18 protein-coding genes and 6 tRNA genes are annotated in these 20,338 nt (G+C 47.5%); 11 read left to right on the top strand and 13 right to left on the bottom strand.

Annotated features, from left to right (window positions below; translation table 11 throughout):
* The first annotated feature begins 188 nt into the window (after window positions 1-188).
* Window positions 189-1,520 carry a GGDEF domain-containing phosphodiesterase gene (locus IL_RS09155; RefSeq protein WP_011235018.1) on the top strand — a complete coding sequence of 444 codons (1,332 nt, stop codon included), beginning with the start codon at window positions 189-191 and terminating at the stop codon, window positions 1,518-1,520.
* Here the strand turns inward: IL_RS09155 and IL_RS09150 are convergent.
* The 7 genes from IL_RS09150 to IL_RS09120 form a co-directional block, all read right to left on the bottom strand.
* Window positions 1,517-1,894: a YchJ family protein gene (locus tag IL_RS09150; RefSeq protein WP_011235017.1), complete on the bottom strand. Its 378-nt coding sequence runs from the start codon at window positions 1,892-1,894 to the stop codon at window positions 1,517-1,519. The two genes, IL_RS09155 and IL_RS09150, sit on opposite strands and share 4 nt — an antisense overlap.
* Window positions 1,895-1,938: 44 nt before the next feature.
* On the bottom strand, window positions 1,939-2,544 hold the full coding sequence (locus IL_RS09145) for a DUF502 domain-containing protein (RefSeq protein WP_011235016.1): 606 nt from the start codon (window positions 2,542-2,544) through the stop codon (window positions 1,939-1,941).
* 51 nt (window positions 2,545-2,595) lie between these two features.
* Window positions 2,596-3,309 (bottom strand): SIMPL domain-containing protein, encoded by a 714-nt coding sequence (locus tag IL_RS09140; RefSeq protein WP_016341372.1) that lies wholly within the window; start codon window positions 3,307-3,309, stop codon window positions 2,596-2,598.
* A gap of 157 nt (window positions 3,310-3,466) precedes the next feature.
* On the bottom strand, window positions 3,467-4,084 hold the full coding sequence (locus IL_RS09135; protein ID WP_011235014.1) for an outer membrane protein: 618 nt from the start codon (window positions 4,082-4,084) through the stop codon (window positions 3,467-3,469).
* A gap of 96 nt (window positions 4,085-4,180) precedes the next feature.
* The gene (locus tag IL_RS09130) at window positions 4,181-4,864 is read right to left on the bottom strand and encodes a DNA-3-methyladenine glycosylase I (RefSeq protein ID WP_011235013.1); all 684 of its coding nucleotides are present in this window, start codon (window positions 4,862-4,864) and stop codon (window positions 4,181-4,183) included.
* Between the two features lie 13 nt (window positions 4,865-4,877).
* Window positions 4,878-5,567 (bottom strand): aspartate/glutamate racemase family protein, encoded by a 690-nt coding sequence (locus IL_RS09125; RefSeq protein WP_011235012.1) that lies wholly within the window; start codon window positions 5,565-5,567, stop codon window positions 4,878-4,880.
* 87 nt (window positions 5,568-5,654) lie between these two features.
* On the bottom strand, window positions 5,655-6,935 hold the full coding sequence (locus tag IL_RS09120) for an acetyl-CoA hydrolase/transferase family protein (protein WP_011235011.1): 1,281 nt from the start codon (window positions 6,933-6,935) through the stop codon (window positions 5,655-5,657).
* Between the two features lie 187 nt (window positions 6,936-7,122).
* Here IL_RS09120 and IL_RS09115 point away from each other — a divergent pair, with 187 nt between their 5' ends.
* A complete protein-coding gene (locus tag IL_RS09115; RefSeq protein ID WP_011235010.1) occupies window positions 7,123-8,961 on the top strand; it encodes a methyl-accepting chemotaxis protein in 1,839 nt (612 codons plus the stop codon).
* A gap of 308 nt (window positions 8,962-9,269) precedes the next feature.
* Here IL_RS09115 and IL_RS09110 read toward each other — a convergent pair whose 3' ends face one another.
* From IL_RS09110 to IL_RS09100, 3 genes are all read right to left on the bottom strand, one after another.
* Entirely contained in the window at window positions 9,270-10,301 is a 1,032-nt protein-coding gene (locus IL_RS09110) for an IS110 family transposase (protein WP_011233734.1), read from the bottom strand.
* A 106-nt stretch (window positions 10,302-10,407) separates the two neighbouring features.
* Window positions 10,408-11,244, bottom strand: coding sequence for an S-formylglutathione hydrolase (gene fghA, locus IL_RS09105; protein WP_011235009.1), 837 nt, complete (start codon window positions 11,242-11,244; stop codon window positions 10,408-10,410).
* 11 nt (window positions 11,245-11,255) lie between these two features.
* Window positions 11,256-12,374 carry an S-(hydroxymethyl)glutathione dehydrogenase/class III alcohol dehydrogenase gene (locus tag IL_RS09100; protein ID WP_011235008.1) on the bottom strand — a complete coding sequence of 373 codons (1,119 nt, stop codon included), beginning with the start codon at window positions 12,372-12,374 and terminating at the stop codon, window positions 11,256-11,258.
* Between the two features lie 131 nt (window positions 12,375-12,505).
* On the opposite strand from IL_RS09100, the gene IL_RS09095 reads away from it, so the two are divergent.
* Window positions 12,506-13,417: a LysR substrate-binding domain-containing protein gene (locus tag IL_RS09095; protein WP_011235007.1), complete on the top strand. Its 912-nt coding sequence runs from the start codon at window positions 12,506-12,508 to the stop codon at window positions 13,415-13,417.
* A gap of 13 nt (window positions 13,418-13,430) precedes the next feature.
* Here the strand turns inward: IL_RS09095 and IL_RS09090 are convergent.
* Both IL_RS09090 and IL_RS09085 read right to left on the bottom strand, forming a co-directional pair.
* Window positions 13,431-13,506: transfer RNA gene (locus IL_RS09090), tRNA-Val, on the bottom strand.
* A 35-nt stretch (window positions 13,507-13,541) separates the two neighbouring features.
* Window positions 13,542-13,617: transfer RNA gene (locus IL_RS09085), tRNA-Val, on the bottom strand.
* 192 nt (window positions 13,618-13,809) lie between these two features.
* On the opposite strand from IL_RS09085, the gene gltX reads away from it, so the two are divergent.
* The 6 genes from gltX (at window position 13,810) to IL_RS09055 (ending at window position 16,491) form a co-directional block, all read left to right on the top strand.
* On the top strand, window positions 13,810-15,216 hold the full coding sequence (gltX, locus tag IL_RS09080) for a glutamate--tRNA ligase (protein WP_011235006.1): 1,407 nt from the start codon (window positions 13,810-13,812) through the stop codon (window positions 15,214-15,216).
* 65 nt (window positions 15,217-15,281) lie between these two features.
* On the top strand, window positions 15,282-15,932 hold the full coding sequence (can, locus tag IL_RS09075) for a carbonate dehydratase (RefSeq protein ID WP_011235005.1): 651 nt from the start codon (window positions 15,282-15,284) through the stop codon (window positions 15,930-15,932).
* Window positions 15,933-16,073: 141 nt separating this feature from the next.
* Window positions 16,074-16,149, top strand: a tRNA-Ala gene (locus tag IL_RS09070).
* 47 nt (window positions 16,150-16,196) lie between these two features.
* Window positions 16,197-16,272: transfer RNA gene (locus IL_RS09065), tRNA-Glu, on the top strand.
* Between the two features lie 32 nt (window positions 16,273-16,304).
* Window positions 16,305-16,380, top strand: a tRNA-Glu gene (locus IL_RS09060).
* Window positions 16,381-16,415: 35 nt separating this feature from the next.
* Window positions 16,416-16,491 (top strand) — tRNA-Glu (locus IL_RS09055).
* Window positions 16,492-16,536: 45 nt separating this feature from the next.
* Here the strand turns inward: IL_RS09055 and IL_RS09050 are convergent.
* Window positions 16,537-17,154 carry an arylesterase gene (locus IL_RS09050; RefSeq protein ID WP_011235004.1) on the bottom strand — a complete coding sequence of 206 codons (618 nt, stop codon included), beginning with the start codon at window positions 17,152-17,154 and terminating at the stop codon, window positions 16,537-16,539.
* A 3-nt stretch (window positions 17,155-17,157) separates the two neighbouring features.
* On the opposite strand from IL_RS09050, the gene IL_RS09045 reads away from it, so the two are divergent.
* On the top strand, window positions 17,158-17,838 hold the full coding sequence (locus IL_RS09045) for an ABC transporter ATP-binding protein (protein ID WP_011235003.1): 681 nt from the start codon (window positions 17,158-17,160) through the stop codon (window positions 17,836-17,838).
* Window positions 17,828-20,332 (top strand): ABC transporter permease, encoded by a 2,505-nt coding sequence (locus tag IL_RS09040; protein WP_011235002.1) that lies wholly within the window; start codon window positions 17,828-17,830, stop codon window positions 20,330-20,332. Before IL_RS09045 ends, IL_RS09040 begins: the two co-directional genes overlap by 11 nt.
* The last annotated feature ends 6 nt before the right edge of the window (window positions 20,333-20,338 follow it).

Genomic DNA, 20,338 nt, shown 5'->3' with positions numbered 1-20,338 from the left:
AGGGTAAACCGACGACAACTGAGACTGTTGAACGTCCGTACATAAAGTACGTTAGCCTGATAAGCCAGTTGTCGTGCGGAGTTCATCCAGGCCAGGTGCGCAAAGCGCGCACCATAAACAGGCCGTATATATGCGAGCGCCCCGACATTTACCACGAGTTGCCGTTGCAAAACGGGAGGGGACCATATATGACGTTCTTAGAGCAGGAAAACCGCCGTTTGCGTTACCTGGATACTCAGACAAACTTGCCGAACAGCGACTGGTTTGAGTTGCAATGCAATAAATTAATTTCTAAGTCAGATCGTGAATTCTTTGTGGTTGTTGCACAAAGTGAAAGCGAGGACTACCTCAGGTTAAAGTATGGTGAAAGTGTTATCAGAAGACTTTTAGCGTCTTCATACAGCCGGTTGAAGAAGCACCGGCAGCATCCGCGCTTAACTGCGACTATTGCGTTAAATAAGCTGGTGTTTATTTTGCCAAAGACGGTAGAGAACGAATTAAAAGACGTTTTACTGGATATTAAAAACTCTCTCGATAAAGAATACACCTTTCAGGGTATTAAATGTCAGCAGTCTTTTCAGTTCGGTGTGGCCAGGTTTCCTAAGCATGGTGAAACCGCCGACGTTGTTGTTTCCCGTGCGTTGGAAGCAAAGAAGTTTGCTTCTGTGAACCAGTTTTATCATCTTTATGATACTGAAAACTCGGAAGAGTTTATGGAACGCCATGAAATCTCAATTCTTTTGGATGAAGCCATACAGAACGACGAGTTGGATGTTTGTTTTCAACCGAAAGTGACTGCCGATGGCACTTGTGTCGGGCTTGAAGCACTTGCCCGCTGGGACAGCCCTGTACTGGGTTCCATTTCTCCGGCTATTTTTATTCCAATTGCAGAAGAGTACCGAATGATAAGTCGTTTAACCGACTTAATTGTTCAGAAAGTCTGTGCTCAAATATCGCTGTGGAAGAAAAATGATTTTCCGCTGTTACCCGTAGCCATCAACATTTCACTGCTTGACTTTTCTCAGCCCGATTTTATTTCGAAGCTGGTCAAATATCTGGCCGATTTTTCGGTTAAACCTTCACAGATAGAGCTGGAGTTAACAGAAACCTGTCTGGAGTCGGACAGGGTCAACTCATTAGAGCTTATGAATGAATTGAAGTCCTGGGGCTTTAAGGTATCGGTTGATGACTTTGGAGTCGGCTATTCCAGTGTTACCCGCTTGGCTTATTACCCGATTGATAAGTTAAAACTGGACAGAGCGCTGCTTCGTGGCATAAAAACATCCGGGCGACAATACAGCTTAGTTAAGGGCATTTTTAATATTTGCTCTGAATTGAAAATTAAATGTGTCGTTGAAGGTGTAGAAGAAAAGTCTCAGTTAACAAGATTAACCGAAATTGGCTTTTCAGAGTTTCAGGGTTTTTACTTTTCTAAGCCGTTAACAGTAACTCGTTATGAGAAGCATGTTAAAACCCACGGTCTGGTATTTTTAGATAAAACCGGTCAGCAGCTGTCTTAAGTTGTCTGGCCGGTTAAGTAATACCATTTGCCGTCTTCGAAAATAAAATCAGATTTTTCTTCCATAAAAGCAATATCATCTCCGTCGCGATAAAATGCGCGGAAATGCACCTGCCCTTTATTCTGATCTACGCTGGAAGAAATAACCTGCAATTTAAGCCAGTTTGGTGAGTCGCTTAAATCGAGAAAGGCGGGGCGGTAGCTGCTATGCCATGTTGCTTCTAAGTAGCCTGCTAAGCGTCCGACAAAGGCACTGTAGCGTGAACGCATTAAGGCTTCAGGCGATGACGCAAGTGATTCTCCATTATGATATGGATAGCAACAATGTTGATAGGTTTTATCGAGGCCGCAAGGGCAGGGTTCAGATAGTTTCATAGCGCGAACTTTACCAGCACGCGCGCTGATTTCAACTGCAGTTTTTAATCTGTTTTGCCGGAGTGATTTTTGCCCAGGCCCCCACTTATTGTCAGCTGCAGGGCATCGGCAGGTTTCATAGTCAGTGACTCGATACAATCCGCCGGCACAATGACCATATAGCCGCCGACGTTATAACTCATGGGCAAAAATACCGCCACCTGGTCATCTTTCATCAATTCCGACAGGCGGTCACCCTTAATTCCGCTTTTCTTGGTGACAATACCAATAAGCCGCAGTTTGCTGCCGGGAAGTGTGACTAATACAACAGATTCTTCAGCGAAGTTTTTGCCCGACATCATTTCAAAGACATCGTTAATGGTACCGTAAAGACTGCGCAGCAGTGGCAGCCGGTTGATAAGTTTTCCGGGAAGCTGCCAGAGAGAATCAATGAAATTCCAGCGGGAGCTAAAACCAATAAGCAAAGCAATAGCTAAAAAGCTAATAAAGGCGAGCCCCGGAAAATAGGAAGACTCACCCAGTAAGGTTATCCATATAGGCTTAAGCCAATTTTCGATGGTAACTAGCAGCCATTGCAGTAACGCAAAGGTCACAACAATGGGCAGTAAAATGGCTAACCCTTTAAACAAATACTGCAGCGTTCTTTTCATTATTTAATAAGCCTTTTGGCAAAGAGTTAGCCGCATTGTGAAACGAATAAATCAATCGGACAAGTAATATTCTATGGTGGATACAACCCGCACATTTTTCAGATGAGGATTGTGTCGGTCGCGAGCACTGATACTAAACTGCCCCTGACGTGCCTGTTTGATTTTACCCAACTGAGAGTTCGAGTCTGTCGCAAATTTTTCTGCTACTTCCCGGGCTTTCTTAGTGGCCTCTTCTATCATTTCGGGCTTTACCTCATTCAACCGGGTAAATAAGTATTCAGGTTGCGCCTGATAATCGTCGCTGCTGAGAACAATCCCCTCTTTACCCAGCTCGGCAAGGTCTCCCATGACACTGCGAACCTGCTCTACGTTACTGGAATAGACAGTAATAGCTTGTGTGGCGGTATAACGAAATTCTGCGGGTTGAGAAGAGCCGTAACGCTGTGCAGATTTGTCTGTAATGGAAGGGGCAGATGAGGATATTTCGTCCGTCTCAATGCCTTTCTCCCGTAAGAAGGCGATGACCTTTTTATTGGAGGCTTCCATAGTTTCATAAATTTCTGATAAATCGTTGCTTGCCGCGGTAAATTGAATAGGCCAGATAACTGTGTCGGCAAGATATTCTCGTTCGGATAACCCTTTTACGGTCACACTGCGCTCCATAGACTTGTGCTCAAGCACTGCATTTGAACCGATAATGCTAACGATCGCGAAGCTGATGATAAGAGAAATGCTTATTATCAGAGTATTCTTAGTTGAGTTCATCAAAATCCCCATAGTTTTTAGAAAGAGTGGCTTATGGCAACGGGAGTTAATGTGTGCGTACACTCAACTATTTATAGGCGATAGAAGGGAATTTATCCAGAGTTTAATTTGGCCCTGCTGCGGGTTAGCAGCAGGGGGGAAAGCATAGTTAAGTTTATTAAAATGAATAGCGTACGGTAGCACTTAGGCTATCAACATCGAGGTACTGGACTTCACCGTATGTCTCATAGCCAAGACCAAACGACAGGTTTGCTGTCGCGTGATAGAAAGCAGATACACTAAAGCGAAAAGTATCTTCGTCAAACGCGATATAGTCCACCTTAGCATCGACCTCAACTTTTGGAGCTATCATAGAGCGAAGTCCGACTCCAACACCCCAGGCATTCTCGGATGCCGATGTCGACAGTCCCTGGCCAGAACCTGAAAATTTTGCTCGTTCAAACGATACTGTCGAGTATAAATCAGTGGTGTTAGTTAAGTGCTTATATGAACCGATACCTGCTGACAGAAAGTCGATATCTAAATCGAAACCTGAGTCGTCATTGGAGACAGAGTCGAAATCTGCAAATACGAAAAGGTTATCTAAAACGACGAGGTCCGGATTAATAGCGGCCGAACCGCCGACTCTGAATCCGTCGAAAGAAAGATCGCCAGCTCCGTCAACGCCAACATCGGTATCAAGATAGGACGCATCAACTTTATTCCAGTTAGGGGTCTCAGCTAGAACTGCGCCAGGTAAGGTCAGCATTGCCAATGCGATAACAGCTTTTCTCATAAGTCTCTCCTTGGTTGAGAAAAGCGGGCAATATACCTTTAATAGCTAAGTGCTTCAATTGCTTTATATTTAACCTGACAAGAGATTGACGAGCGTCTATTCTCCTACGCTGTAAGACAGAATTCGCGACAAATGACTGTAAGGTAACTGGGTCTGCTGATGCCAGTGGTTAAACGCACTTTGAGCTTGTTTTAACCCTTTTTGACTGGTGGGAGAAGCGTCTATCAGCTTGTAGTTGGTCAACGCGGTGATAACATCATTGGAAAGAATAAAACCGTCCCAGCCAAGCTCGCGCAAAACATACTGTGGGGTAACGCCGCCTAATCGCGAACCGTTCTTTTTAAGATAATGCAACAACTCCGCTTGTTGGCTCGATGGCCATTGAGCCAGAAACTGACCAAAACTGCCGTATTCTTCGGCTACTTCCACAATCATTCGTGCGTTAGCGGGCACGGTGTTTATTTTTTGCTGGTTGCGGACAATACGTTCATCTTTGGAAAGTGCCTCTAAGACTTCTGGGGGCACTTGTTGCCAGTAAAGAGGCACAAAGCCTTTAAAGGCTTCTTCAAAACCCGGCCACTTCGCTTCAATAATGCGCCAGACAAAACCGGCGCGGAAAATACAACGGGTAATGGTTGATAAAATGACCCGGTCATCCAGCTGTTTCAGCTCGCTTGCAGGTGTAACTTTTGGCATGCGTGAAAGCATAGCGTTTTCGCCGCCTTTGCGTTGACAAGCGCGCTCATAAAATTGAGAAAAGTCTGTGGTTAGGTCTGTCATGGTTAACCTGCTGTTATTTCAACATCCAGTCGGCAATAGCCCGGCAGTGCAGTTCCGTGGTATCGAATAATGGCAAAGCCGAATGCTCCTGCTGAACCAGTAAACCTATTTCTGTGCATCCCAGAATAACACCTTGTGCACCCCGTTCGGCTAGCGAATCAATAACGCGAAGATAATGCTCCCTGGCTTTTTCAGTGAACTGGCCGTGACAAAGTTCTTTAAAAATGATGCTGTCGACGGTAATGCTGTCCTCTTCCTCGGGGACCAGAACCTGTACATTGTTTTGTTCCAGGCGCTCTTTATAGAAAGGTTGCTGCATGGTGAAACGGGTACCAAGCAGCCCAACGTTATGGACACTATTTTGTTTGAGATGAGCGGCTACCGCGTCAACAATATGCAGTAAGGGTATGGTTACAGCGGTTTCAATCTGAGGTGCCACTTTATGCATTGTATTTGTCGCTATAACAATGCATTCGGCTCCCGCGGACTCAAGTTGTCTGGCTTTACCGATAAGAGCCTGCGCGGCTGCGTCCCAGTCGCCCTGACTTTGCATTTTTTCAATAGGCGCAAAGTCAACGCTGGCAAGCAGGAGCTCTGCGCTATGCAGGCCACCAAGTCGTTCATTGACTAGCTGGTTCAGGCGTCGGTAGTAAGTGCTGGTTGATTCCCAGCTCATGCCACCAATAATGCCGACTGTTTTCATTAAGACCTCCGCTCCGCAATAGGCTATTTAAAAATAGCCTAGCGCAGTTTGGACGTTAAGTTAACGGCGATATTAGATGAAAACAGTCTAGCTTATGTTCAGACCCCAGTCGTCGTAGGCCGCTTTAGCCAGTTCTTCACGGAATTTAGGGTCGGCTATGTGGATAAGCTCCCGTGCGCGTTCACTCATGCTTTTGGCTCGTAAATTCGCGATACCATGCTCGGTCACAATGTAATGAACGTGCGCGCGAGTTGTTACGACTCCGGCTCCCGGTTCCAGCAGAGAACTGATGCGGGAAACGCTTCCGCCACAAGCCGTTGACGGTAGCGCAATCACTGAGCGACCACCTTCGGATAAGCTGGCGCCGCGAACAAAATCCATTTGCCCACCAACGCCGGAATAAATACGGGTACCGATTGAGTCGGCGCAAACCTGACCGCTTAAATCAACCTGCAGTGCGCTGTTAATAGACATAACCTGTTTATTTTGGCGAATAACGGACGTGTCGTTAGTGTATTCAACATCAAGGAAAAACACTTCCGGGTTGTCATCTACAAAGTCATATAATGCCTGAGATCCCATCGCAAAGGTGGTGACAATGCGTCCTCGGTGTTTACGCTTGCGACTGTTATTAATAACGCCACGCTCAACTAAAGGCAGCACACCATCTGAAAACATTTCGGTATGAATACCTAAGTCTTTATGATGATGCAGACAAGCCAGAGTCGCATCGGGTATCGCTCCAATGCCCATCTGTAAACAGTCACCGTCGTTAATGAGCCCGGCAACTTGCTCACCAATTTTCTGAGTAATAGGGTTCTGTTGCGGTTGCTTATGCTCGGGAATCGGTGCCGCTTCTTCAAAATAGCGATCGAAGCGCTTAAGTTGAACCAGTGCATCGCCATGGGTGCGTGGCATATTCGGATTTATCCAGGCTATAACCTTCTTTGCAACTTGCAGGGCGGCTCGCGTTGCTTCTACCGAGATACCTAAACTGCAGTTACCGTGTTTATCTGGCGGCGATACCTGAATAATAGCTGCGTCCAGCGGTTGTTCGCCTGAACGAAACAGCTTTGGAATTTCAGACAGGAAAATAGGAACGTAGTCGGCCAGACCCTGATTAACGGCCTGGCGGGTTGATGCTCCGACAAAAAATGCTCGTTGCCTGAGATGCCCGTTTAATTCCGGGTCACCTAAAGCTTCGCTGTATTCCGTATGCAATTGCAATAGCGTTAAGTTTACACGCTGTTTGGCAACTTCCTTCAGACCCTCTAATAATTTGTAGGGAGTGGCCGCCATCGACTGACACCAAATAACATCTCCATCGTTCAGAATTGATAACGCTTGTATTGCCGAATTAACTTTCATTACTGCATCCTGTTTTGAGCTTGGTGCGATTATAACTGGTTCTGAAATAAGGGTATTTACCCAGTAAGTGATACCTCTTACTTTGACATAGCGTGTCGCTTAGCTAAAGTTGTTAACAAAATAGATCATTGCAGAACATTTGTTCAATGACTATTATTTCGCCAGTTTCTAAACATGGGCTTACCTTATGTCAATTCGCAATAAACTTCTCTCTGTCGGTGCGGTAACAACGGCTGCTTTTATCATACTACTAATGCTGATGATGTTTTTTCAGTCTCAAATTAGTCAGCTGCATCGCGCCAGTGAATTGCGGGAATCTGTACATAACGGTTTGTTACAAGTGCGTCGTGCCGAAAAAGATTTCCTTTTGCGAATGGATGAAAGTTACGCGGATAAACTACAGCAAGAAGTTAGTGTAACGATTGAAAGGTTAGAACAGCTTAACCAACTGGTTGCTGATGAGGGCTCTACGCGACTTATTGATGGTCTTGCTGAGCAGGTTTCAAAATATGAAGAAAATTTTAATAGTTTAGTTGCTGCGTTTAAGCAACGAGGACTGGATGAAAATAGTGCGGCCTATGGCGCGCTGCGGGCGGCGACGCATGAGCTGGAAGAAGCTATTGATACAGCCAACCGAACCGAATTGTTGGTAACTCTGTTGCAGATACGCCGTAGCGAAAAAGACTTTATGCTGCGTTTTGACGACAAATACCTCGGCCGAGTTAACAATTTACTGGATGAGTTGAAAGCCGAGCTATCGGCATCGCCGAATCTGGCTTCCAAAGTTGACGCTTATCGTCGTGACTTTGGCCGTTATGCCAGCTTGTCGAAAGAAATTGGCCTGGATGAAGAGTCCGGCATTAAAGGTGAAGTCAGAATTATTGCCGGTAATATGGAGAGTTCGTTAGCTGAGTTAGATGAGAATCTAAATGAGTTGCTTCAGTCACGTCAGGCAACCATGAAATGGGTTCCTATTGTGGTTTTTGCAGCAATTGCATTTATTGTTGTAGCCATGCTGTTCTGGGTTGTTCGCTCCATTAATCAGCCGCTAACTCAGTTACGCGAAGACATGAAAAAAGTCCAGAGTAGCAATGACTTAACTCTGGTATCAGAAAAGTTCCGTAGTGATGAATTAGGTGATTTAGTCGATAGCTTTAATGAACTTCTGAGATACTTCCGTAACGTTATTAAGCAAATTAATGAGTCAGTTGAGACGGTTAACGGGTTAACCCAGCAGGTGTCGGATACCGTCACTCATACGTCTGAGAATCTGGATATGCAATCGCACGAAGTTGATCAGGTTGCAGCCGCTATCAATGAGATGGGCAGCACTGCTCATACTATTGCGAATGATGCAGAAGACACTGCCGAGCAGGTGAACAGTTTGTCCGATCAGGCTAAGCATGGCAGTACTTCAGTACAAGCTGGCGTTGAAAAGGTTCGGTATCTGGCAGAGCGTTTAAACAGTAGTGTGAGCGAAGCAAATACCTTAGCGGAACGCAGTGCTTCAATTACACAAATAGTGACGGTTATAAATGGTATTGCAGAGCAAACCAATTTACTGGCACTGAATGCGGCTATTGAGGCTGCCCGAGCTGGTGAGCAGGGGCGTGGTTTCGCTGTTGTTGCTGATGAAGTCCGGACACTGGCTTCACGCACGCAAAAATCTATTGGTGAAATTGAGTCTATTACCAGCCAGTTGAACCAGCAGACGCAGATTATTGTCACCACATTGCAGGAGTGTAATGAACTGGGTGAGGAGAGTGCTCAGCATTCATCGGAGTCCGATGAGTTATTTAATCGCATCCATATGGAGCTTTTAAAAATTAACGACCGTTCGGCATCTATCGCGACGGCAGTTGAAGAACAATCGGCGGTTGTGGATGAAACCGCCAGAAATATAACCCGTGTGCGGGATGCCGGTGTGGAAGCAGCGAATGATGCGCAGTCAAATGCCGATGCCGTTGCTCAGGTTCGCAATCAAACAGAGCAATTACGCCAGGCGGTTATCAAATTCCGCGTGTAGCCTGATGTTCACATCAGGGGAGATATCTCACCTGACATAAATGTCATATATGGTCCCCTCCCGTTTTGCAACGGCAACTCGTGGTAAATGTCGGGGCGCTCGCATATATACGGCCTGTTTATGGTGCGCGCTTTGCGCACCTGGCCTGGATGAACTCCGCACGACAACTGGCTTATCAGGCTAACGTACTTTATGTACGGACGTTCAACAGTCTCAGTTGTCGTCGGTTTACCCTATTTTACCATCCTGTTGACGTTTGCAACTCCCGGAAGGAATGAACCTTCGCTGTGCTCTTTTACTGAATGCTGTTAAGCAGCAGTCATCCGGTAATCTTCTTTATTCTTTAACATCGCCCAGATTATCCGGGCGTGCTTGTTAGCCAGTGCCACCGCTGCAACGTTGTTGCCTCTGCGTTTAGCGACATCCTGTGCCCAGAGGCTCAGCCTGTCGTGGCGCTGTTGTGCCACCCGCAGTGCCGAGCGGGCGCCATGCACCAGCAGTGTCCTGAGTTTGGTGTTCCCTTTTTTGGTAATACCGCCTAAACGGTCTTTACCGCCACTGCTGTTTTGCCGTGGTACCAGTCCCAGGTATTCCGACAGGTTGCGGCCGCGTTTAAATTCACTCACATCACCTATCAGTGCCAGCAGCGAGGTCGCTGTTATCGGTCCGATACCCGGCAGGGTCATCAGCCGCTGACTGTCTTCATTCCTTTCGGCCTGTGTCGCTAAGTGCTTATCCAGCGCTTTAACTTCTTCATCCACCGCTCGCAGCATCTGATAGAGCCGGTTGATGAGGTCCCGTGACTGAAGCGTCAGCGCATTGCTGTCGTCTTCCAGTACCTCCGGTACTCTCTGTAATATCGTACCGACTCGCTTCGGTAAAAGAATGCCGTATTCGGCCAGTTGCCCCCGCAACCTATTCGAGAACTGCGTTCTCGTCTGCACGAAGCCTTCCCGCTGATTGACCATCAATGCTAAGTCCTGCTGCTCAATGCTTTTCAGCCTGACCGTCTGACGGTTGGGTCGTGATGCCGCCTCGGCTATCGCCCGGGCGTCATTCGCATCGTTCTTCTCACCCTGCAGGTACGCTTTGACGAAACGCGGTGGCAACGCCACCGTTTTATAACCCAGCTTTTCACATTCGCGGCGCCAGTAATGACTCATGCCGCAGGACTCAACCGCTACTTCACAGTCATCCGTACGGCTCAGCGTCGCCAGCTTCGCTAACACTTTATTGCTGCGCAGTTTTTTATTAAAAACTTCCTGCTCATTTTCATCCAGCGCCAAAACCTGAATAAAATCCTTTGCCAAATCCAGGGCAATTCTGTTTACAATAGCCATTGGTCCTCTCCACTCTGTTCTATAGAAGCTTGAACCTCTATATTGGCACATTGCGATGCCGCTTAGGAGGGAGGGGACCATCTCATCAGGCTACGTCGGCGGCGTGTTACGCGTTTAAATACTTCGCATGGAAGCGAAGCTGGGCTTCGATAAACGAGGATATAAAATAGTAGCTGTGGTCGTAACCGTCGTGTAGGTGAACGGTGCCACCACCCTCTACTTCAGCAATGGCTTCTTTCAGGTTTTCAGGTTTTAGCTGTTCTTCTAAAAAGCCATCAGCTAAGCCTTGATCTACCCGAATTGGCAATGTCTGACCTTTCGATTTAATAATCTCAACAGCGTCGTATTGCTTCCACTGTTCGCGATCATCGCCTAAATAAGCACTAAAGGCTTTTTCACCCCAGGGGCACTGTGTTGGATTAGTAATAGGCGAAAAGGCAGAGATACTGCTGTAACGGTCGCTGTTACGCAAGCCAATAACCAAAGCACCATGGCCACCCATGGAATGACCCGCAATAGCGCGTTTATCGTTAATTGGCAGTTCCGCTTCGACCAGCTTCGGAAGCTCCTTAACGATGTAGTCATACATCTGATAATGATTTTTCCATGGCTCCTGAGTAGCGTTGACGTAAAAGCCGGCGCCTAAGCCTAAGTCGTAAGCCCCGTCTGGATCATCAGCTACGTTATCTCCACGCGGGCTGGTATCCGGTACAATTAAGGCAATACCGAGCTCCGTTGCTACCCGTTGCGCACCGGCTTTAGTGGAAAAATTTTCGTCGGTGCAGGTTAAGCCGGAGAGAAAATAAACCGCTGGCACCTTGGACTTTTCTGCTCTTAGGGGCAAAAAGACACTGAACTGCATAGCGCAGTTCAGTACTTCAGAGTCATGTTCAAAGCGTAACTGGCGTCCGCCGAAACAGCGGGTTTCGCTAACTTGTTTCATTACAGACTCCATTAATAATGAATAACTGAACGAATCGACTTACCTTCATGCATTAAGTCGAACGCTTCGTTAATCTCTTCTAACGGCATGGTATGAGTGATAAAGGTGTCTAAATCAAATTTCCCGTCCATATATTGTTTTACATAGTCAGGCAGTTCGGTACGGCCTTTAACGCCACCAAAGGCACTACCACGCCATACACGGCCAGTAACCAGCTGGAAAGGGCGGGTAGAGATTTCTTCACCGGCACCGGCAACACCAATAATTACGGACTCGCCCCAGCCTTTGTGGCAGCACTCTAGCGCGGCGCGCATAACGTCGACGTTACCAATGCATTCAAACGAGAAGTCGACACCACCGTCAGTCATATCGACAATAACTTCCTGAATAGGCTTGTCGTACTTGGTTGGGTTCACGAAGTCGGTTGCGCCTAGCTCTTTGGCAATCGTTTGTTTGTCGTCGTTTACATCAATGGCAATAATGCGCGAAGCTTTGGCTTGTACGGCACCAATAATAACGGCCAGACCAATACCACCTAAACCAAATACCGCAACTGTGTCGCCTTCCTGGACTTTGGCGGTGTTTTTAACCGCGCCCATGCCGGTGGTGACACCACAACCTAACAGACAGACTTTTTCTAAAGGAGCGTCTTTGGGAATTTTAGCCAGTGAAATTTCTGGTAAAACGGTGTATTCAGAAAAAGTTGAAGTGCCCATGTAGTGATAAATGGTCTCGCCGTCTTTTGAAAAGCGGCTGGTACCGTCCGGCATTAAGCCTTTACCCTGAGTGGCACGAACGGCCTGACACAGGTTAGTTTTACCCGAGGTACAGAATTTACACTCACCACATTCCGCGGTGTACAGAGGAATAACATGATCACCCACTTCAACTGAGGTGACACCTTCGCCGACGGATTCAACAATACCGCCACCTTCGTGACCTAGTACAGAAGGGAAAATGCCTTCAGGATCTTTACCGGAAAGTGTGTAAGCATCGGTATGGCAAACACCTGTTGCTATAATGCGAACCCGCACTTCGCCTTTTTTCGGCGGCGCAACGTCAATAATTTCTTCTTTCAGTGGTTCGCCCGGGCCCCAGGCAACCATAGCGCGTGACTTAATGGTTTCCATAATAATTCCTTATAGTCTTGGATTTTCATTTTATTAGGTAAAAGCGTAGCGTAAGTTTAACTTTTTCTCATTAGCAGGTAATCTACTGTTTTTACAAATTACTTTTTCATAAATGAAATAATGGGTGTGAGATGAAGCCATGGCAGGGGATCAGTGAGTTTGCGGCAGTGGCTGAGCAACAGAGCTTTACTGCGGCAGCCCGGCAACTCAGGTTATCTGTGGCGCAGGTTAGCCGTAATATAGCAGCGCTTGAGCACCGGCTGCAGATGCAACTGCTGTACCGCTCAACCCGCAGTGTCAGTTTAACGGAAGAGGGGAAGCTTTATTTACCTCATTGTCAGCACTTGGTTGCCAGCTTAAGAGACGCCGATCAGGCCATTCAGCAGCGAACGCAGCAGCCGCAGGGGCTGATTCGCATTACGGCACCGGTCTATTATGGTGAGCGTTTCATAGCACCTCTGTTGAATGATTTTTTACACATTTACCCAGAATGCCGGCTGGATTTTCAATTAACCAACGAGCAGGTCGATTTAATAGAGGGCAGTTACGATGTTGCCATTAGATTAGGGCAGTTGGGTAATCCGCGGTTACGGGCCAGAAAACTAGGCTCGCGCCGACATTTCGTCGTCGGCTCTCCTGCTTATTTTGAAGAGTTTGGTCGGCCGCAAGATATTAACGCACTGGATGCGCACCGCTGTTTTACCGGAACGGTCAGGCAATGGCGCTTTCAGGTTGAGGGTAAACTGGAAACGGTTCGTCCGGAATCCTACCTGCATTGCAACAATGGTCTGGCGCTTCGTGACGCCGCTATGAAAGGTCTGGGGCTGGCTATGCTGCCGGACTATTATGTAACGGACTCATTAGCTAACGGGCAGCTAGAGGAAGTATTAGCGGACTACCGGCAACCCGATGATGGTATATGGGCATTGTATCCGGAAAACCGTCAGGTGATTCCAAAAGTACGGGTATTACTAGACTATTTGTCAGGGAATTTATCAGGAAATTTATCAGGAAAATTTAATACTGGAGAAATAGAGAACTGAGAGAGTAAAAAAGTGGTGGTTGCTACTGGGCTCGAACCAGTGACCCTCGCCTTGTAAGGGCGATGCTCTCCCAACTGAGCTAAGCAACCATCCTGAAGGTCTGCAATTGACGGAAGAAGAGAAGTGGTGGTTGCTACTGGGCTTGAACCAGTGACCCTCGCCTTGTAAGGGCGATGCTCTCCCAACTGAGCTAAGCAACCATTTTCACTGTGACACTTCTGCGTCGTTGCGAGGTGGCATTATAGGGCGCAGATCTAAACTGTCAAATAAAAATTGCCAACTTGTGTTCGTTTGCTGACATTTTAATCATTTCGAATAGCAGATGCGTCAGGCGCTCAGTCTTGATAAACTTGCGCCCATAAAATTGACTGGTTTTAAAGAAAGGAACAAACATGAGTGTGGTAACGCGTTTTGCCCCCAGCCCGACTGGGTATTTGCATGTTGGTGGTGCCCGTACGGCATTGTATTCATGGTTAGTCGCAAAAGCGCAGGGCGGCGAGTTCGTACTGCGTATAGAAGATACGGACCGTGAACGTTCAACTCAGCCTGCTATTGATGCCATTTTAGAGGGCATGGAATGGTTAGGTTTAAGCTGGGATCGCGGGCCTTATTACCAGACTCAGCGTTTTGAGCGCTATCAGGAGTTAATCGACAAATTACTGGAAGAAGACAAAGCCTATAAATGCTATTGCTCAACCGAACGCTTAGAAAAAATGCGTGAAGAGCAAATGGCTGCCGGTGAAAAGCCTCGCTACGATGGCCATTGTCGGGACAACCCGAATGTTGGCGGTGATAAGTACGTCATTCGTTTTCGTAACCCGCAAGACGGCAGTGTGGTTTTTGATGATCACATTCGCGGGCGCATTGAGTTCGCTAATACTGAACTGGATGATTTGATCATTGCCCGTACTGACGGTACGCCGACTTATAACTTCTGTGTGGTGGTTGATGACTGGGACATGGATATTACGCACGTGGTGCGTGGTGAAGACCACATTAATAATACCCCGCGTCAAATTAATATTCTGAAAGCTCTGGGTGCACCAGTACCTCAGTACGCTCACGTGTCGATGATTTTAGGTGACGATGGTAAGAAGCTGTCGAAGCGTCATGGTGCAGTCAGCGTTATGCAATACCGCGACGACGGCTACGTACCGGAAGCGGTTGTAAATTACTTAGCGCGTTTAGGCTGGTCTCATGGTGATCAGGAAATATTCAGCCGCGATGAACTGGTGGAGTACTTCAAGCTGGATGACGTGAATAAAGCAGCCTCTGCGTTTAATACCGAAAAACTTAACTGGCTAAACCAGCACTACATGAAAACCTTGCCTGCGGAGCAAGTTGCACCGCAATTGCAATGGCAGTTTGACCAAATAGGTGTGGACACCAGTAATGGTCCAGCGCTAGAGCAAGTTGTGTCGTTGCAGGCTGATCGGGTAAAAACCTTAAAAGAAATGGCTGCCATTAGCCGTTACTTCTTTGAGTCATTCGATGAGTTTGACGAAAAAGCGGCGAAAAAACATTTACGCCCGGTAGCCAAAGAGCCGCTGGTAAAAGCCAAAGAACTGCTCGGAGCAATTAGTGACTGGAATGCTGCTAATATTCAGGCGGCAATTAACCAGACAGCTGCCGATTTGGATGTTGGTATGGGCAAAGTGGGCATGCCACTGCGTGTTGCCGCGACGGGTGGGGGCAACTCTCCATCATTAGATGTGACTCTGGAATTAATTCCGCAGCAGACCGTTCTGGCACGTATAGACCTGGCGTTGGAATTTATTGCTAACCGCGAAAACGCGTAATTTGATGCTAATAAAAATTACGCCTGGCCTGATAACGCCAGGCGACCGCCACGATGGGATGAGTAATGGCAGATATAAAACATTTGATTGCAAACAACAAAGAGTGGGCGGAGCAACAGGTAAAGAACGATCCTGATTTTTTCAAACGCTTAGTAGGGCAGCAATCCCCGCAATATCTATGGATAGGCTGTTCCGATAGTCGGGTGCCGGCGAACGAGATTGTGGGGATGGCTCCGGGTGAATTGTTTGTACACAGAAATGTCGCCAATCAAGTCATCCAGACTGATTTTAACTGCTTGTCGGTTATTCAGTTTGCCATTGAAGCGTTGAAAGTTCGGCATATCCTTGTGGTGGGTCATTACGGTTGTGGGGGTGTAAAAGCGGCACTTGAGAGTAAACCTCACGGGCTGGTTGATCACTGGTTGTATCCAATTCGTGATGTGTACCGCGAGCATGCCGAAGAGTTAGAGCAACTGGGCGAGACCGAGCAGATTGATCGTTTGTGTGAACTGAACGTGATTGAACAGGTTAAAAACCTGGCCAAAACCAATATGGTGCAGGAAGCCTGGGACAAAGGTGAGTCACTGACAATACACGGTTGGGTCTATCGTTTAGATAATGGTTTGGTTAATGATATGAATGTATCGGTTTCAAGCCGGGAAGGCATGGAGCAGGTGTACCACGTTTACCACCAAAAGTTGCCGAAAGGCGGTTAAAGTCAAGATTTGATGAATTACTGAGCAAACTGCCATAAAAACGCTCAAACAGAAGTATTTTTAGAAAAAATAGTTGACACATTAGCTCAGGTCACAATAGAATGCGCCCCGCTGTCAAGGCAGTCTGCGACTGTCAGGTGCGGGGCTATAGCTCAGCTGGGAGAGCGCTTGCATGGCATGCAAGAGGTCAGCGGTTCGATCCCGCTTAGCTCCACCAAGTTGTTTTGGTAAAGCATTATTTGGCAGTAAGTATTTGGTTGTTGCGTCCCCTTCGTCTAGTGGTCCAGGACACCGCCCTTTCACGGCGGTAACAGGGGTTCAAATCCCCTAGGGGACGCCATTCAAATACAAAATGTAAAAAGTAATTTCTGCGTCCCCTTCGTCTAGTGGTCCAGGACACCGCCCTTTCACGGCGGTAACAGGGGTTCAAATCCCCTAGGGGACGCCATTACTTTTCTGCATATATTAAATTAAGTTCCATGGGTCCCCTTCGTCTAGTGGCCTAGGACACCGCCCTTTCACGGCGGTAACAGGGGTTCAAATCCCCTAGGGGACGCCACTTAAATCAACCGCCCGCAGGCGGTTTTTTTGTTTCTGGCTTTCGCTACTGGGCCAACTTCAGTAAATAAGGTTCCAGAAAATCAGCTATCTTTGGCTGGGCTTCCGCGGTGGGGTGAATGCCATCATCCTGCACATAATCCGCATTTGTTGCTATTTCTTCCATAAAGAAAGGTATGAGTGTCACATTTTTTTCTTCTGCAACTTCCTCAAACATTTTCTGGAACTGTTCAGCAAAACGCTGGCCATAGTTTGGTGGCACCATAACCTGACTCAAACCGACTTTAACGCCTTGTTGCTGCGCCTGGTCGATGATTTGTTTCAAATTTGAACGAACTGTGTTTAGGTCGAACCCACGAAGTCCGTCATTACCACCCAGCTCAATAAATAATGCGTCGGGTTTATGACGCTCTAAAACGCCTTCTAAGCGGCGCAAACCACCACGAGTGGTCTCGCCACTAATGCTGGCGTTAATGATGTTAATATCGGGATGAGAGCTCTCCCAGCGTCGATCTAACTCGGCAACCCAGGTTTGTTCCTGAGAAAGCCCATAACCGGCGCTTAAGCTGTCACCTAAAACGACAAGTGAGACATTTGCGGAAACGCTGCGTATAACCAACAACAGCGCTAAAAATAAACACGTTTTCAAAAGGAAGTTTTTCATTTTATGCTCATTCAAGCTCAACAACTGGAAAAAACCGTAGACACCTCTGAGGGTCCATTACAGATTCTGCAGCCAATTAACGTCAGTATCAATGCCGGTGACACCGTAGCCATTGTCGGCGCTTCCGGCTCAGGTAAGTCGACGTTATTGTCACTACTGGCGGGTTTAGACCTCGCATCCTCCGGAGAGGTTCTTATAGAGAACGAAAAATTAAGCGAATTGGATGAGGAGCAGCGCGCAAAAGTTCGTGCTGACAAAGTCGGCTTCATTTTTCAGTCGTTCCTGCTGGTACCTAGCTTAAGTGCCTTAGAGAACGTTATGCTGCCGGCAGAACTGGCCGGACATAAAGGCGCAGAGAAAGAAGCCAGAGAATTACTGGCGAAGGTTGGGCTGGAAGATCGCTGGCACCATTATCCTAACCAACTGTCTGGCGGTGAGCAGCAACGCGTAGCTATTGCTCGGGCTTTTGTTGGACAACCCAAAATTCTGTTTGCTGATGAACCTACCGGTAACCTTGATGCAAAAACCGGCGGCAAGGTTGAAGAGCTGCTATTTGACTTGAATAAGGATTATGGCACCACACTTGTTGTGGTCACTCATGATCAGCGACTTGCTGCGCGTTGTCAGCGCGTGTTGCAAATGGAAGCAGGCCAGCTATCGGAGGCAGATCAGGATGTGGCATAAGATTTCATTTCGTCTGTTAAAGCAGGAGCTGAGGCGCGGTGAACTGACCATTATGGCACTGGCTATTATTTTGTCGGTGACCGCAGTGCTTTCGTTGTCTATTTTCAGTGATCGTCTGCAAGCAGGATTAACTGAACGTAGCAGTGAGTTTCTGGCTGCCGACAGAGTACTAAGTTCCAGACGCGATATTCCGCAGGAGTGGCTTGAGCAAGCCGGGCAAATGAACTTGAAAACCGCCTGGAAAGTGGTTTTCAATTCCATGGCTTTTGCTGACGGAAACATGACCCTGGTGGATGTTAAAGCGGTGAGTGACGGTTATCCTCTGCGCGGTGAGCTGGAAATAGCGGATCAACCTTTTGGACAAGGTTACGTTGCCAAGGGGCTCCCCGCAGAAGGTGAAGCCTGGGTGGCATCGCAGCTGTTTCAGGCGCTGCAATTAGATATTGGCGATGATATTGAAGTGGGCAATAGTAGCTTTAAAGTCACTAAGGTGGTTACTTACGAGCCTGACGTTGGCTTTTCAGTTTTTACCGACAGTCCTAACGTATTGATTCGCCATTCGCAGCTGGAAGAAACCGGTCTGATTCAACCCGGCAGCCGGGTTCGTTTTAATGTGCTGATGGCTGGTAATAACAGTGATATTGATGCTTACGAAGAATGGCTGTTACCACGCCTGAATGACGATACGCACAGCTGGCGTAGTATTGAAGATGGCGACAGTCCGTTGTCACGGTCGCTGAATCGTGCCGAGCGCTTTATGATGCTCGCAAGCTTACTTGGTGTGGTTCTGGCTGCAACAGCTGTTGCGGTTGCAGCACAGCGTTATTGCCAACGAAATTACGATGTGGTCGCCATATTCAAGACCTTAGGTGCCAGTCGTCAGCAAATCCGTCGTATTTTTATGCTGCACCTGTTGCTATTAACCGCTGCGAGTGTGGCCATCGGTATGGCGCTTGGCTGGGCTCTTCAGTATCTGGTTATTGAGTGGGTCGCACAGAAACTGGATGCGACTTTACCTCAGGCGGGCTGGCAGCCTTATGTTTTAGCCGGAGCCACCGGTGTTATCAGTGCCGTTATGTTTACACTGTATCCGTTATTCCGACTGGTCTCTATTCCGCCGCTGCGCGTGCTGCACCGTCAGTTAACGGCGGGTAACGCGGTACGCTGGCTACAATGGGTACTAAGTGGCGGAACCATTTACGCATTGCTGGTTATTTACAGCCAGCAGTGGTGGTTATCGACAGCCTTATTTGCAGGCGGTGCAGTCGCCGCTGTGCTGCTGCTTGGATTAGGCCGGCTGTTTATTTCTGCCAGCCGTAAGGCGGGTATGCAAGCAGGCAGTAGCTGGCGCCTGGCTATGGCGGGCTTACAAAGAAGAGCAGCCGCCAACAGTGTTCAAATGCTGAGTTTTTCAACCGCCATTATGCTGTTGTTGCTCGTTATTGTTTTGCGTAACGACTTACTGGAAGACTGGAAAAGTCAGTTACCAGCGGATGCGCCAAACTATTTCGCCATCAATATAGCCGAAGACAAAGTTGATGACATGCAGACCATGTTTGAGCGAGAGAACATTCCGTCGACGGATCTGTACCCCATTGTACCTGGGCGCTTAACCCATATTAATGGCGAGAAGCTGCTAGACGAAGTCACCAAGGAAGATCGTGATGACGATGATGCTGAAGGCCGCGAAGGTATAGGAAGAGAGCTTTCACTGACCTGGCGAGACACCTTGCCACCTAACAACGAACTTACTGCTGGAGAGTGGTGGGGCGACAACGCTGAACCTCAGGTCTCTGTCGAATTAAATGTCTCCGAACGACTGGATATAAAAGTGGGTGATGAACTACGCTTTAACTTAGGTGGCGAAGAGTTCACTGTGCCAGTAACCAGTTTGCGTAAAGCCGACTGGAATACCCTGCAGCCAAACTTTTACATGATCTTTAATACCTCGACACTGGAAGATTTTCCGGCAACTTACATCACCAGTTTTAGACTGGGTGAAGACCGAAAAGATGAATTGTACCAATTGTTTAAACCTTTTCCGCAGACGTCGTTGATTGATCTGGACGCTATGATCAATCAGATTCGGGAAGTGATTGGACAGGTCAGTTTAGCCATTGTTTTTGTATTAGTGCTGGTCATTATTGCCGGAGCTTTAGTGTTGGTTGCGCAGGTGCAGGCCAGTATGGAAGAACGGCAGAAGGAACTGGTGATTTTACGAACCCTGGGAGCGCCGGGTAAATTATTGAGTCGCAGTATTACTTATGAGTTTCTGGTGCTTGGGGCAATTAGCGGGCTAATAGCAACCTTAGCCATGGAAGTCTCGCTATTTATATTGCAAAACCAGGTATTCAATATGACGCCAGTGATTCATTGGAAACTTTGGTTGTTAGGACCGGTATTTGGTGCTGTTGTGGTGGCTGTTTTAGGTCGTTTATCCTGCCACCGGCTCATTCAGAGAAATACGGCGCAGCTTATACGTAAGCTGGCCTGATGGAAC

Origin of the sequence: Idiomarina loihiensis L2TR (assembly GCF_000008465.1) — a bacterium.
Taxonomy (GTDB): Bacteria; Pseudomonadota; Gammaproteobacteria; order Enterobacterales; family Alteromonadaceae; genus Idiomarina; species Idiomarina loihiensis.
Note: the sequence above shows the minus strand (reverse complement) of the source record. Positions and strands in the feature narration are given on the sequence as shown.

Coding starts and splice junctions, on each gene's coding strand:
- IL_RS09155 (WP_011235018.1), top strand. CDS start 189: ATGACGTTCTTAGAGCAGGAAAACCGCCGTTTGCGTTACCTGGATACT.
- IL_RS09150 (WP_011235017.1), bottom strand. CDS start 1,894: ATGAAACTATCTGAACCCTGCCCTTGCGGCCTCGATAAAACCTATCAA.
- IL_RS09145 (WP_011235016.1), bottom strand. CDS start 2,544: ATGAAAAGAACGCTGCAGTATTTGTTTAAAGGGTTAGCCATTTTACTG.
- IL_RS09140 (WP_016341372.1), bottom strand. CDS start 3,309: ATGAACTCAACTAAGAATACTCTGATAATAAGCATTTCTCTTATCATC.
- IL_RS09135 (WP_011235014.1), bottom strand. CDS start 4,084: ATGAGAAAAGCTGTTATCGCATTGGCAATGCTGACCTTACCTGGCGCA.
- IL_RS09130 (WP_011235013.1), bottom strand. CDS start 4,864: ATGACAGACCTAACCACAGACTTTTCTCAATTTTATGAGCGCGCTTGT.
- IL_RS09125 (WP_011235012.1), bottom strand. CDS start 5,567: ATGAAAACAGTCGGCATTATTGGTGGCATGAGCTGGGAATCAACCAGC.
- IL_RS09120 (WP_011235011.1), bottom strand. CDS start 6,935: ATGAAAGTTAATTCGGCAATACAAGCGTTATCAATTCTGAACGATGGA.
- IL_RS09115 (WP_011235010.1), top strand. CDS start 7,123: ATGTCAATTCGCAATAAACTTCTCTCTGTCGGTGCGGTAACAACGGCT.
- IL_RS09110 (WP_011233734.1), bottom strand. CDS start 10,301: ATGGCTATTGTAAACAGAATTGCCCTGGATTTGGCAAAGGATTTTATT.
- fghA (WP_011235009.1), bottom strand. CDS start 11,244: ATGAAACAAGTTAGCGAAACCCGCTGTTTCGGCGGACGCCAGTTACGC.
- IL_RS09100 (WP_011235008.1), bottom strand. CDS start 12,374: ATGGAAACCATTAAGTCACGCGCTATGGTTGCCTGGGGCCCGGGCGAA.
- IL_RS09095 (WP_011235007.1), top strand. CDS start 12,506: ATGAAGCCATGGCAGGGGATCAGTGAGTTTGCGGCAGTGGCTGAGCAA.
- gltX (WP_011235006.1), top strand. CDS start 13,810: ATGAGTGTGGTAACGCGTTTTGCCCCCAGCCCGACTGGGTATTTGCAT.
- can (WP_011235005.1), top strand. CDS start 15,282: ATGGCAGATATAAAACATTTGATTGCAAACAACAAAGAGTGGGCGGAG.
- IL_RS09050 (WP_011235004.1), bottom strand. CDS start 17,154: ATGAAAAACTTCCTTTTGAAAACGTGTTTATTTTTAGCGCTGTTGTTG.
- IL_RS09045 (WP_011235003.1), top strand. CDS start 17,158: ATGCTCATTCAAGCTCAACAACTGGAAAAAACCGTAGACACCTCTGAG.
- IL_RS09040 (WP_011235002.1), top strand. CDS start 17,828: ATGTGGCATAAGATTTCATTTCGTCTGTTAAAGCAGGAGCTGAGGCGC.